The organism is Herbaspirillum sp. WTB6, from assembly GCF_057457785.1.
The window spans coordinates 1,320,899-1,333,120 of sequence record NZ_CP176522.1 but is presented as its reverse complement, the minus strand read 5'-3'; the positions used below and the strand labels follow the sequence as shown (position 1 = coordinate 1,333,120).

Below are 12,222 nucleotides of genomic sequence, written 5' to 3'. Positions count from 1 at the left end.
TAACAAACTGGCTGCCATCCGCCGCCGTCCAGATCAAAGAAAGGCACCGGTGTGGCGGGCGTCCTCGGGCGTCAGCAGCGACGGTTCCTGGTAGAAATCGACGATCGCATTCAGGATGTTGACCGGCTCGTCAATCACCTTGAACAGTTCCATGTCCTTCTGGTCGATCATGCCGTTGCCGACCATCTGCTGTTGCAGCCATTGCACCAGCCCAGCCCAGTATGCGGTGCCGACCAGGATCACCGGGATGCGGCGCGATTTGCCGGTCTGCATCAGCGTCAGCGCCTCGGTCAATTCATCCAGCGTGCCGAGGCCGCCCGGCAGCACGATATAGGCATCCGCATGCTTGACGAAGGCGACCTTGCGCGCGAAAAAATGGCGGAACGAAATCGAGATGTCCTGCCACGGGTTGCTGGTCTGTTCGCGCGGCAGTTCGATATTCAAGCCCACCGACGGCGAGCTGCCTTCAAACGCCCCCTTGTTGGCCGCGCCCATGATGCCGGGACCGCCGCCGGACATCACCGCAAAGCCGGCGTCCGACATGCGGCGTGCGATATCGATGGCGAGCGCGTAATACGGATCATCCGGCTTGGTGCGGGCGGAACCGAAGATCGAGACCGCCGGACGCAGCTCCGACAGGCGTTCAGTCGAGTCGATAAACTCTGCCATAATCGTGAACATATTCCACGATTCATGGGCCTTCTTCGCGGTGGCGCGTTCGAGGTCGGTCACCTGCCGCAGCCGCGGCACATTCTTTCCGTTGATTTCCATATGCAAAAAACCCTGTTGCTCGTTGATGGTTCCAGTTACCTGTACCGGGCATTTCACGCGCTGCCCGACCTGCGCGGCCCGGATGGCGCACCGACCGGCGCGCTGTACGGCATGATCGCCATGCTGCGCCGCCTGCGCCAGGACTACGCCGCAGCATACATGGCCTGCATCTTCGACGCAAAAGGCAAGACCTTCCGCGACGACCTGTATGCCGACTACAAGGCGCAGCGCAAGGCGATGCCGGACGATCTGGTGCGCCAGGTCGAGCCGATCCACGAAGCGGTGCGGGCGATGGGCTGGCCGATCCTGATGGTCGATGGCATCGAGGCCGACGACGTGATCGGCACGCTGGCGGTGCAGGCCGCCGCCGCCGGCCTGCAGACGGTGATCTCGACCGGCGACAAGGACCTGGCGCAACTGGTCAACCAGCAGGTCACGCTGGTCAACACGATGAACAACGAAAAGCTTGACCGCGCAGGCGTGCTCGCCAAGTTCGGCGTGCCGCCCGAGCGCATCGTCGATTACCTGTCCCTGATCGGCGACAGCGTCGACAACGTCCCGGGCGTGGCCAAGGTCGGCCCGAAGACGGCCGTCAAGTGGCTGACGCAATACGAGTCGCTGGATGGTGTGATCGCCAACGCTGGCGCCATCGGCGGCGCAGTCGGCGCCAATTTGCAGGCGGCGCTCGACTGGCTGCCGCAGGCCAGGGTGCTGGTCACCGTCAAGACCGATTGCGATCTTTCCCAGCAGATGGCGTCGATCGAGCAGTCGCTGGTGCCGCAGCCGGAAGACCGCGAAGCGATGATCGCGTTCTACCAGCGCCACGGCTTCAAGACCTGGCTGCGTGAACTGACCGGCAGCGCCGTCGCCCGGCGCGAGCCGGCGCCGCTGGCCGCCGGCGCCGACCCGCAAGGGGGGCTGTTCGCGGCTGACGAGCCCGCGCTGGAGTCGATGCCGGCGCATTACGAGACCGTGCTGACGGTGGCGCAACTCGAGCAATGGCTGGCGCGCATCGACCATGCGCCGCTGACCGCGATCGATACCGAAACTACCTCGCTCGATCCGATGGCGGCGCAACTGGTTGGCATTTCGCTGTCCTGCGAGCCGGGAGTCGCGGCCTATATTCCGCTCGCGCATCGCTACCCGGACGCGCCCGAGCAGTTGTCGCGCGAGCTGGTGCTGGAGCGCATGCAGCCCTGGCTGGAAGATCCGGCCAAACCGAAGCTGGGCCAGAACCTGAAATACGACAGCCACGTATTCGCCAATCACGGCGTGCAACTGCGCGGCATCGTGCACGACACGCTGCTGCAGTCCTACGTGTTCGAGTCGCACAAGCGGCACGACATGGACAACCTGGCGCTGCGCCACCTGAACCGCCAGACCGTCACCTTCGAGGAAGTGTGCGGCAAGGGAGCCGGCCAGATCTGCTTCGATGCCGTCGAAATCGGGCGCGCCACCGAATACGCGGCGGAAGATGCCGACATCACGCTGCAACTGCATCAGGCGATGTGGCCGCACGTGGCCGCCAGCGACAAGCTGCGCTATATCTACCAGAGCATCGAACTGCCGACCGCGGTGGTGCTGCAGAAAATGGAGCGCACCGGCGTCCTGATCGACGCCGCGCTGCTCGGCGCGCAATCGGCCGAGCTGGGGCGGCGCATGCTGGAGATCGAGCAGCAGGCGTACGAGCTGGCGGGGCAGCCGTTCAACCTGAACTCGCCGAAGCAGATCGGCGAGATATTCTTCGACAAGCTGCAACTGCCGGTGGTCAAAAAAACGCCGTCCGGCACGCCCTCGACCGACGAAGAGGTGCTGCAGAAGCTGGCCGAGGACTATCCGCTGCCGAAGGTCCTGCTCGACTACCGCAGTCTGTCCAAGCTGAAATCGACCTACACCGACAAGCTGCCGAAGATGGTCGATCCCCGCACCGGGCGCGTGCATACCAATTACGCGCAGGCAGTGGCGGTCACCGGCCGCCTGGCGTCGAACGATCCCAACCTGCAGAACATCCCGATCCGTACCGCCGAAGGGCGCCGCATCCGCGAAGCCTTCATCGCGCCGGCCGGAAGCAGCATCATGTCGGCCGACTATTCGCAGATCGAGCTGCGCATCATGGCGCACATCTCGGGCGACCCCAATATGCTGCGCGCGTTCGCCGACGGCATCGACATCCACCGCGCCACCGCGGCCGAGATCTTCGGCGTGGCGCCGGCCGAGGTCACGAGCGAACAGCGGCGCTACGCCAAGGTCATCAACTTCGGCCTGATGTACGGCATGAGCGCGTTCGGCCTGGCCGCCAACCTCGGCATCGAGCGCGCCGCCGCGCAGATGTATATCGAAAAATATTTCGCACGCTTTGCCGGCGTCGCCCAGTACATGGCCGACACCCGGGCCAAGGCGAAGGCGCAGGGCTACGTCGAAACCGTGTTCGGGCGCCGCCTGTGGCTGCCCGAGATCAATTCGCCGAACGGCCCGCGCCGCCAGGCTGCCGAGCGTGCCGCGATCAACGCACCAATGCAGGGCACCGCGGCCGACCTGATCAAGCTGGCGATGATCGCGGTGCAGGACTGGATCGAAGCCGAGCGGCTGGCCTCGCGCATGGTGATGCAGGTGCACGATGAATTGGTGCTGGAAGTGCCGCAGGCCGAGCTGGAGTTGGTGCGCACCGAGCTGCCGCGCTTGATGGCGGGCGTGGCCGACCTGAAAGTGCCGCTGATCGCCGAGGTCGGAGTCGGCGCCAACTGGGATCAGGCGCACTAGACTCCCGGGCGCTGGCCGTCATCCGTGTCGAGCGCGGAGCGGCAATGATGGGTATGCTACATGGACGGTTTTCGCGGTACGCCATACTTTCAAAAGGGGGCATTGCCATGACACGATTCGCCGAAGAATTCGATAGTCTCACCAAAACCGCGCTATCCGGCGAGCTCGGCCGCCGCGAGTTCATCAAGGTGGCGCTTGGCAGCGGCTTTGCCGCCGCAGTGTTGCCGGTGCAGGCGCAGAACGTGATCACGACCGATACGGCAGGCCTGATCGCCGGCACGGTGACGCTGAATGTCGGCGGCCAGAGCGTGCCGGTGTACCGGGCGCAGCCGGCCGGTGGCAAGGATTTTCCGGTGGTGCTGGTGGTGTCCGAGATCTTCGGTGTGCATGAACATATCGCCGATGTCGCACGCCGTTTCGCCAAGCAGGGCTATATGGCGCTGGCGCCGGAATTGTTCGTGCGCCAGGGCGACGCCCACAATGCGCCGTCGATCACCGACTTGATGAAGAACATCATTGCCAAGGTGCCGGACGCACAAGTGATGGGCGATCTCGACGCCTGCGTCGCCTGGGCCGCAGCGAACGGGGGCAATACCGGCAAACTCGGCATCACCGGCTTTTGCTGGGGTGGGCGCATCGTCTGGCTGTATGCGGCGCACAACCCGCAGGTCAAGGCCGGGGTTGCCTGGTACGGTCGGCTGGTGGGCGAGAAAACGGCGCTGACGCCGCAGCAGCCGATCGACATTGCGCCGACCCTGAAAACCCCGGTGCTGGGGCTGTATGGCGGCAAGGACACTGGTATTCCGCAAGACACCATCGAGCAAATGAAGGCGGCGCTGGCCAAGGCTGGCAACCGTTCGGAATTCGTGGTCTATCCGGACGCCGGCCATGCCTTCCATGCCGATTACCGGCCGAGCTATGTCGAAGCCGACGCCAAGGACGGCTGGCGCCGGGCGCTGGCCTGGTTCAAGGCGCACGGCGTGGCCTGAACCTTGCCGCCGGGCGCCGGCATGGCACGGATGGAACCAGGATGACGTCCTTGAGCCACTATTGGAAGCAGCTGCCGCTCAGCGCCCAGTTCCCAGTTCCTACCGATCGACTGCATCCAAGCCGCTATCATCAGAGCTGACTTGCCGGCTTCGGGCATGCCCGCCATCCGTGATTCCCGGGCAACAATGCCGAAGCTTACTGCGTGCGCCAATAGCCGGTGGGCCTGCGATCGGCCGTCCACCCGTCGTTCACCAGCGTGCCATCATTTGCCGAAAAGCTCTGGCTGTGCTTTAATTTGCAACCTTGTTGCATATGCTTGCGCTTTTCCGGGACCCAAAATTAACTCCACGCTTGTTTCCATTCTGCTTGCCACCATCATTTCCGGGGTTTTCAGCATCAGCGCCGCCGCGATTTTTTCCTTTTCGCTGTTATCGAAAATGGTCGACCGGATGGTCAGCTTATCGGTCGGCATTTTGCTGGCGACCTCGCTGCTGCACGCGCTGCCGGAAGCCTTTGAATCGGATGCCGACGCCCATGCCCTGTTCGCCACTTTGCTGGCCGGGCTGCTGGGTTTTTTCCTGCTGGAAAAATTTGCCATCCTGCGCCACTCGCATCATTACGAAGGCGACGGCCACCATCATCACCACGGCCACGACCGGCACGAAGCCGGCAAGGCTGGCTGGATGATCCTGGTCGGCGACGGCCTGCACAATTTCACCGACGGCATCCTCATCGCCGCCGCCTTCCTGGCCGATCCCAAGCTTGGCATCGTCACCGGGCTGGCCATCATCGCGCACGAGATCCCGCAGGAAATCGGCGACTTCATCGTGCTCCTGAACGCCGGTTTTTCGCGCGCCCGCGCTTACGTCTACAACCTGCTGTGCAGCCTGATGGCGGTGGCCGGCGGCGTGCTCGGCTACTTCACGCTGGAGCGCGGCATGCAGTGGATTCCGTATGTACTGGTGCTGGCCTCGTCCGGTTTCATCTACATCGCGGTGTCGGACCTGATGCCGCAGATGCAGCGCCGCGCGACGCTGCGTGAAACGGTGCCGCAAGTGCTTTTGATCGGGCTCGGCGTGGTGGTGGTATTCTTCCTGACCCATCACGCGCATCAAGGCTGATCGCGGCGCCGCATTGCCGGAACGGCAAGTGCCCCGGCGCGGCAACCGAGCCAGGTGCGCCACACGTACTACCCACATGAATCCGCAAGCATCCGGGCACGCTGCCCGTCGCAGTTTCAAGGCGCGCCTGATCGCGCGTTTCGACCGTTTCCTGAGCCAGCCCGCCACCGAGCGCCGGCTGACGCGACTGGGTCGCATCGGCGGCATGGCCGCCGCGACGCTCTTGGCGTATATCGGGTTCCTGATCGTCACCATGCCGACCATCGGCGACCTGCGCCTGGCGCGGGTGGCGCAGCCGACCCAAATCCTGGCCGCCGACGGCAAGCTGCTCGACAGCTTCGCCGTCCAGCAGCGCGAACGGGTCACGCTGGAGCAGATTTCGCCTCATGTGATCGAGGCGCTGATCGCCACCGAAGACCACCGCTTCTACCAGCATCATGGCGTCGACTTTCGCGGCACCGCGGCCGCCATCGTGCATACCGCACGCGGCGATACCCAGGGCGGATCGACCATCACGCAGCAGTTGGCGCGCAACCTGTTCCCGGATGAAATCGGCCGTTCGCGTAACCTGAATCGCAAGGTCAAGGAAATCATCACGGCCTTCAACATCGAGCGCACCTACAGCAAGCGCGAAATCCTGGAAACCTACCTGAACACCGTGCCCTTCCTGTACAACGTGTACGGCATCGAACTGGCCGCGCGCACCTACTTCGACAAGTCGGCCGCCGAGCTGAACCTGCTGGAAAGCGCGACCCTGGTTGGCATGCTGAAGGGTACCTCTTACTACAACCCGGTGACCAACCCGGAACGCTCGGTCAAGCGGCGCAACGTGGTACTGGCGCAGATGGTCAAGCGCGGCAAGCTGTCCGAGGCCGAGTTCAAGAAACTGCAGCGCAAGCCGCTGCGGGTGCACTTCAGCCGCCAGGTTGGTCCGGGCGGGGCCGCCGGCCATTTCGTCGCCTGGACCCGCAAATGGCTGATTGACTGGGCCGACCGCAACGACTACGACTTGTACGCCGACGGCCTGACGGTGCAGACCACGCTCGACCCCGGCTTGCAGGAAGCGGCGATGCAGGCGGTGGCGCGGCAGATGGCGGCGCTGCAGAACATCGCCGACGTCGAATGGGGCATGAATTCGGCGGGACTGATTTCCGGCTCGCCGGCGACCTACGCACAAATGCGGCAGCGCACCGAGCCGTTCAAGGTCTTCTGGACGGCGCATCCGGAACTGGTCGACGCCTTCATCCGCGAAACACCGGAATACCGCAAGGCGCTGGATGATGGGCAGGGGGCGGCGCAGGCGCTGGCCGCGCTCAAGGCCGACCGCGATTTCATCGGCCGCTTGCGCGCCGCCAAGACCCGGCTCGAAACCGGCTTCGTTGCGATCGATCCGGCCAGCGGCGAAATCCGCGCCTGGGTCGGCAGCCGCGATTTCCAGCGCGACCAGTTCGACCACGTGGCGCAGGCCGCGCGCCAGCCCGGCTCGACCTTCAAGCCGATCGTCTACGGTGCCGCGCTGGAAAAGGGCTTCAGCCCGGAGCGTACCTATCAGGATGCGCCGCTGAAGATCGTTGCCGCCGACGGTAGCGTCTGGCAGCCGACCGACATGTCAGGTTCGACCGGCGGCCCGATGAGCCTGCGCCAGGGCTTGATCCATTCCAAGAACACGATCACCGCGCAGGTCGGGCAGGAGGTTGGCCTGCCCGCCATCATCAGCTTGGCGCGCGCGCTTGGCGTCAACCAGAGCAAGCTGGAGGCGGTGCCGTCGCTGGTGCTCGGCACCAGCCCGGTGACTCTGCTGGAAATGGTGTCGGCCTACGCCAGCATCGCCGATTCCGGCCAGTACCGGCAGCCGGTTTTCATCCGCAGCATCACGGACCGCAAGGGGCGCGTGCTGGCGCAGTTTTCGAGCGAGCCGAAGCGCGCGATGAGCGCGCCGGCGGCGGTCGAACTGACCGACATCATGCGCGGCGTGGTCAGCCAGGGCACCGGCAGCGCGGCGCGCGCGCGCTTTGGCCTCGCGGCCGATCTGGCCGGCAAGACCGGCACCACGCAAAACAATACCGACGGCTGGTTCATCCTGATGCATCCGAACCTGGTGGCCGGCTCCTGGGTTGGCTTCAACGATGCGCGCGTCACCATGCGCAGCAGCTACTGGGGCCAGGGCGGGCACAACGCCGGGCTGGTGGTCGGCGATTTTTTCCGCAGCGCCTTGAGGAACAAGCTGGTCGATCCCCGCGCCCGCTTCGCCGCGCCGCCGAAAGCAGCGCCGGCGCCGCAGGAAGCCGAGCCGGAAGAATGGATCGATCCGCCCGAACAGGTGACGGCCGATCCGGCCACCACCGGCCTGGACAATCCCGCGCCGCCCGAGCAGCGCCTGCCGGACGGCGCGCCGCCGCCAGGCGACGAGCTGGCGCGCGGCTTGAGTGCGCTCGGGCGCGACCCGGTCACCGGCGCCCAGGTCAGCGGCGACGCCGAGCCAAAAACGGCGGATCCGCAGCAGTGATGCGCTGACGGCAGCGTCGTTTTCGCAGCGGGACCAACGAATAGTCGTCCGGAAGCGTCTTTGGCTTCGCTCCCGCGCATTCGAGTGCTGCACTTCGTCCCATATACTCCAAGATATCCGCATCAATTCCGCTCATAAAACGAAAATTTTTGCGGCATACCCCTGATATTTGAGTCCAGGAGAGGCGATCCGTGTTCCGAAGCGATGGTCGTTGCCGCCACCCGGCACCGATTGCGCCGAGCCTGGTCCACGGGTACCGCTGAGGCATTTCTTTCGGCAGCTGTGCAAATATTCGATAATTCGATTATTATGGAATCGTTGAACTGAATCTTGAAACGGAGCCGGTCGTCATGGAAACCAAGAATGTCTTGTCGGCGCTGGCCGCGCTGGCTCAGGAATCGCGCCTGGCGGTGTTCCGCTTCCTGGTGCAGGCCGGGCCGGAAGGGGTGCCGGCCTCGCGCATCGGCGAACAACTGAATATCCCGCCATCGTCGCTGTCGTTCCACCTGAAGGAGTTGCTGAACGCGGATCTGGTCAGCGCCCGTCCCGAAGGCCGCTTCATCTTTTACGCGGCGCGGTTCGCGACGATGAATGCGCTGCTGGCCTATCTGACCGAAAACTGCTGTGGCGGCAATCCGTGCTCGCCGCTCTGCGTCCCTGATTGTTCTTCCGAAGGAGCTTCATCATGAAACGTCTGCATGTGCATGTCTCGGTCGAAAACCTCGCCGACAGCATCCGCTTTTACGCCGGCATGTTCGGCACCGCGCCGACAGTGGAAAAGCCGGATTACGCGAAATGGCAGTTGGACGATCCGCGCATGAATTTCGCGATTTCGCAGCGCGGCGCTCAGGCCGGCCTGGATCACCTAGGCATCCAGGTCGACTCCGAGGCCGAGCTGGGGCAGATGCAGGCGCGGCTGGAGGCGTTGCAGCCGGGAGTCGAGAAAGAAGCCGACACCGCCTGCTGCTACGCGCGCTCCGACAAGTACTGGCTGACCGATCCGTCCGGCATCGCTTGGGAGACGTTTCATACGCTGGACGCGATTCCGACCTTCGGCGCCTCGAAAGACACCCGCGCCGAACCGGCGACGGCTAAGACCGGCGCGCCGCACGCCGCCTGCTGCTCGCCGTCCGCCGCCGAACAGAAAAATACACGCTGCTGCTGAAAGGAAAACACCGCGATGAGCGAAAAAATCTATAACGTGCTGTTCCTGTGCACCGGCAATTCGGCGCGCAGCATCATGGCCGAAGCGTTGCTGACGACGATGGGGCAGGGGCGCTTTCGTGGCTACAGCGCCGGCAGCCACCCGGCCGGCCGGGTCCATCCGCTGGCGCTGGAAAAGCTGCGGGAAACCGGCTATCCGCTGGATCAGCTCCGCAGCAAGAACTGGGATGAATTTGCCGCCGCCGACGCGCCGACTATGGATTTCATCATCACCGTGTGCGACAACGCTGCCGGCGAAGTCTGCCCGGTCTGGCCCGGGCAGCCGGTCTCGGCGCACTGGTCGTTCGCCGATCCGGCGGCCGTGCTCGGAACCGAAGAAGAGCAGCGCGCCGCCTTCAATCGGGTCTTCCGGCAGATCATGGCCCGCGTGACGAGCTTCGTGAATCTGCCGCTGGCAATGCTGGACCGGAACGCGGTCCAGCATGCGATGCGGCAGGCCGGCATGACCGACAGCGTCGCCGAATAAATCCCTCCAGTCCTCCAATAAGCCCAAGAACAGGTTTTGCCATGAACACTTCATCGGCCGTTGCCGACGCCAGGCCGGCCATCGGATTTTTCGAACGTTACCTGACACTGTGGGTCGCGCTGTGCATCGTTGCCGGCATCGTGCTCGGCCGCAGCTTTCCTGCCGCGTTCGGCGCCATCGCCCGGCTGGAAGTGGCGCAGGTCAACCTGCCGGTCGGCCTCCTGGTCTGGGTGATGATCATCCCGATGCTGCTGAAGATCGATTTCGGCGCGCTGGCGCAAGTCAAGAGCCAGTGGCGCGGGATCGGCGTGACGCTGGCCGTCAACTGGCTGGTCAAGCCGTTTTCGATGGCGCTCCTGGGCTGGCTGTTCATTCGCCAGTTGTTCGCCGGCTGGCTGCCGGCCGACCAGCTCGACAGTTATGTCGCCGGCCTGATCCTGCTGGCGGCGGCGCCATGCACCGCGATGGTGTTCGTCTGGAGCCAGTTGTGCCGTGGCGATCCGTATTTCACGCTGTCGCAGGTGGCGCTGAACGACGCCATCATGATTGTCGCCTTCGCGCCGCTGGTGGCGCTGCTGCTGGGGCTGGCCTCGATCACCGTGCCGTGGGCCACGCTCTTGACCTCGGTCGGCCTGTACATCATCGTCCCGGTGCTGCTGGCGCAATGGCTGCGCAAGCTCTTGTTGAGGGGAGGCGCGGCGCGGCTGGCGCGCGCGCTGGCACATCTGGGACCGTATTCAATCGCGGCGCTGCTGGCGACGCTGGTGCTGCTGTTCGCGTTCCAGGGCGAGGCGATCGTGCGCCAGCCGCTGGTGATCGCGCTGCTGGCGGTGCCGATCCTGCTGCAGGTGCTGTTCAACTCGGGGCTGGCGTATTGGCTGAACCGGCGCCTGGGCGTGCCGCATTGCGTCGCCGGCCCGTCCAGCCTGATCGGCGCCTCGAATTTTTTCGAGCTGGCGGTGGCCACCGCGATCAGCCTGTTCGGACTGCAGTCGGGCGCCGCGCTGGCGACCGTGGTCGGGGTGCTGATCGAAGTGCCGCTGATGCTGCTGGTGGTCGGCATCGTCAACCGTTCGCAGGGCTGGTATGAAGCGCGCGCATGATCGTATGATGGCAATCGCCTGCAGCCATTCCGATGCGACCCGACCGCTACCGTTCGCCCATGACCGACCCCCGCCAGCGCGCAAAGATCATCGGCCTGCTCGGCTGCACCCAGATCATTTCGTGGGGCACGCTGTATTACGCGTTCGCGATCCTGGCGCCGGAAATCCGGCGCGAAACCGGCTGGCGCACGGAGCTGGTGTTCGGCGCCTTTTCCTGGTGCATCCTGGCCGCCGGCCTGGTGGCGGCGCCCGCCGGCATGCTGCTGGACCGCTGCGGCGGCCGCTCGGTGATGGGGCTCGGCTCGCTGCTGTGCGGCGCCGGCTTCCTGCTGCTGGCCGCCGCCGATACGATTGCGCTGTACTTCATCGCCTGGAGCGTGCTCGGCGTGGCGATGGCGCTGGTGTTGTACGAGGCGGCGTTTGCCACCATCAACCGCGAATTCACGCAGGGCGCGCGCAGCGGCATTTCGACGCTGGCGCTGTTCGGCGGCCTGGCCAGCACCGTGTTCTGGCCGCTGACTCTCAAGCTCAACGGCTGGCTCGGCTGGCGCGACACCTATTGGCTGTATGGCGCGCTGCAACTGGCGCTGTGCGCGCCGCTGCACCTGCTGCTGACGCCCGGCCACCGGCTGCCGCCGGCGCCGGAGCACAGCGGGGTGCGCGCGGCGACCAGCTTTACCCTGAAGCAGGCGCTGCGCGACCCGGCGTTCTGGAAGCTGGCCTTCGCCTTTGCCGCCAACACCTTCATTTTCTCTGCGCTGTCGGTGCACCTGATCCCGTTGTTGCAGCAGTTCGGCCATCCGATTGCCAGCGTGGTGCTGCTGGCGACCTTGATCGGACCGATGCAGGTGGTCGGGCGCATCGGCGAGATGGCGTTCGCGCGCCGCGTGTCGCCGCAAACGATGGGCAAGCTGACGTTCGCGGCCTTGCCGGCGGCGCTGCTGGCACTGGTGCTGTGCGGCGAGCGGCAATGGGCGGCGGCGGCCTTCTGCGCGCTGTACGGGCTCAGCAATGGCGTGCTGACGATCGTGCGCGGCACGATTCCGCAGACGCTGTACGGCCGCGAAAACTATGGCGCGATCGCCGGCGCGCTGGCCGGGCCGGCGCTGCTGGCGAAGGCAGCCGGGCCGCTGGCGATCGCGGCGGTGATGCAGGGTGAGCAGTCGCCGTATCCGATCCTGGCGCTGCTGCTGGTTTCGCTGGCCTCGCTCGGCTTCTATCTGGCGGCGATCCGGGCGCGGGCCGGCGCGACGGCCAAGGTCACGCCGGTCTAATATCGTT

The 12,222-nt window shown here is 65.1% G+C and carries 11 protein-coding genes; 9 read left to right on the top strand and 2 right to left on the bottom strand.

Annotated elements, in window-relative coordinates:
* Nucleotides 1–33: 33 nt before the first annotated feature.
* The gene (locus ACK2VC_RS06145) at nt 34–771 is read right to left on the bottom strand and encodes an LOG family protein (RefSeq protein ID WP_486732721.1); all 738 of its coding nucleotides are present in this window, start codon (nt 769–771) and stop codon (nt 34–36) included.
* On the opposite strand from ACK2VC_RS06145, the gene polA reads away from it, so the two are divergent.
* Together polA and ACK2VC_RS06135 are read left to right on the top strand one after the other, a co-directional pair.
* Nucleotides 772–3,531: a DNA polymerase I gene (polA, locus tag ACK2VC_RS06140; protein ID WP_486732720.1), complete on the top strand. Its 2,760-nt coding sequence runs from the start codon at nt 772–774 to the stop codon at nt 3,529–3,531.
* Between the two features lie 107 nt (nt 3,532–3,638).
* Nucleotides 3,639–4,520, top strand: a complete 882-nt coding sequence (locus tag ACK2VC_RS06135; RefSeq protein WP_486732719.1) for a dienelactone hydrolase family protein — start codon at nt 3,639–3,641, stop codon at nt 4,518–4,520.
* A 263-nt stretch (nt 4,521–4,783) separates the two neighbouring features.
* Here the strand turns inward: ACK2VC_RS06135 and ACK2VC_RS06130 are convergent, their stop codons facing one another.
* Entirely contained in the window at nt 4,784–4,993 is a 210-nt protein-coding gene (locus tag ACK2VC_RS06130) for a hypothetical protein (protein ID WP_486732718.1), read from the bottom strand.
* Between ACK2VC_RS06130 and ACK2VC_RS06125 the strand changes: the two genes are divergently transcribed.
* The 7 genes from ACK2VC_RS06125 to ACK2VC_RS06095 all read left to right on the top strand — a co-directional run bounded on the left by ACK2VC_RS06125 (nt 4,959) and on the right by ACK2VC_RS06095 (nt 12,215).
* Nucleotides 4,959–5,642, top strand: a complete 684-nt coding sequence (locus ACK2VC_RS06125) for a ZIP family metal transporter (RefSeq protein WP_486732717.1) — start codon at nt 4,959–4,961, stop codon at nt 5,640–5,642. The genes ACK2VC_RS06130 and ACK2VC_RS06125 overlap by 35 nt on opposite strands.
* A 76-nt stretch (nt 5,643–5,718) precedes the next feature.
* A complete protein-coding gene (locus ACK2VC_RS06120) occupies nt 5,719–8,148 on the top strand; it encodes a penicillin-binding protein 1A (RefSeq protein ID WP_486732716.1) in 2,430 nt (809 codons plus the stop codon).
* A 350-nt stretch (nt 8,149–8,498) separates the two neighbouring features.
* Nucleotides 8,499–8,837, top strand: coding sequence for an ArsR/SmtB family transcription factor (locus ACK2VC_RS06115; RefSeq protein ID WP_486732715.1), 339 nt, complete (start codon nt 8,499–8,501; stop codon nt 8,835–8,837).
* Nucleotides 8,834–9,313 (top strand): ArsI/CadI family heavy metal resistance metalloenzyme, encoded by a 480-nt coding sequence (locus ACK2VC_RS06110; RefSeq protein WP_486732714.1) that lies wholly within the window; start codon nt 8,834–8,836, stop codon nt 9,311–9,313. Before ACK2VC_RS06115 ends, ACK2VC_RS06110 begins: the two co-directional genes overlap by 4 nt.
* A 15-nt stretch (nt 9,314–9,328) precedes the next feature.
* Nucleotides 9,329–9,838, top strand: a complete 510-nt coding sequence (locus ACK2VC_RS06105; protein WP_486732713.1) for an arsenate reductase ArsC — start codon at nt 9,329–9,331, stop codon at nt 9,836–9,838.
* Nucleotides 9,839–9,879: 41 nt separating this feature from the next.
* Nucleotides 9,880–10,941: an ACR3 family arsenite efflux transporter gene (gene arsB, locus ACK2VC_RS06100; protein ID WP_486732712.1), complete on the top strand. Its 1,062-nt coding sequence runs from the start codon at nt 9,880–9,882 to the stop codon at nt 10,939–10,941.
* Nucleotides 10,942–11,000: 59 nt separating this feature from the next.
* Nucleotides 11,001–12,215, top strand: coding sequence for an MFS transporter (locus ACK2VC_RS06095; protein WP_486732711.1), 1,215 nt, complete (start codon nt 11,001–11,003; stop codon nt 12,213–12,215).
* Nucleotides 12,216–12,222 lie beyond the last annotated feature (7 nt).

Coding starts and splice junctions, on each gene's coding strand:
- arsB (WP_486732712.1), top strand. CDS start 9,880: ATGAACACTTCATCGGCCGTTGCCGACGCCAGGCCGGCCATCGGATTT.
- ACK2VC_RS06095 (WP_486732711.1), top strand. CDS start 11,001: ATGACCGACCCCCGCCAGCGCGCAAAGATCATCGGCCTGCTCGGCTGC.
- ACK2VC_RS06135 (WP_486732719.1), top strand. CDS start 3,639: ATGACACGATTCGCCGAAGAATTCGATAGTCTCACCAAAACCGCGCTA.
- ACK2VC_RS06105 (WP_486732713.1), top strand. CDS start 9,329: ATGAGCGAAAAAATCTATAACGTGCTGTTCCTGTGCACCGGCAATTCG.
- polA (WP_486732720.1), top strand. CDS start 772: ATGCAAAAAACCCTGTTGCTCGTTGATGGTTCCAGTTACCTGTACCGG.
- ACK2VC_RS06125 (WP_486732717.1), top strand. CDS start 4,959: ATGGTCGACCGGATGGTCAGCTTATCGGTCGGCATTTTGCTGGCGACC.
- ACK2VC_RS06120 (WP_486732716.1), top strand. CDS start 5,719: ATGAATCCGCAAGCATCCGGGCACGCTGCCCGTCGCAGTTTCAAGGCG.
- ACK2VC_RS06110 (WP_486732714.1), top strand. CDS start 8,834: ATGAAACGTCTGCATGTGCATGTCTCGGTCGAAAACCTCGCCGACAGC.
- ACK2VC_RS06145 (WP_486732721.1), bottom strand. CDS start 771: ATGGAAATCAACGGAAAGAATGTGCCGCGGCTGCGGCAGGTGACCGAC.
- ACK2VC_RS06130 (WP_486732718.1), bottom strand. CDS start 4,993: ATGCCGACCGATAAGCTGACCATCCGGTCGACCATTTTCGATAACAGC.
- ACK2VC_RS06115 (WP_486732715.1), top strand. CDS start 8,499: ATGGAAACCAAGAATGTCTTGTCGGCGCTGGCCGCGCTGGCTCAGGAA.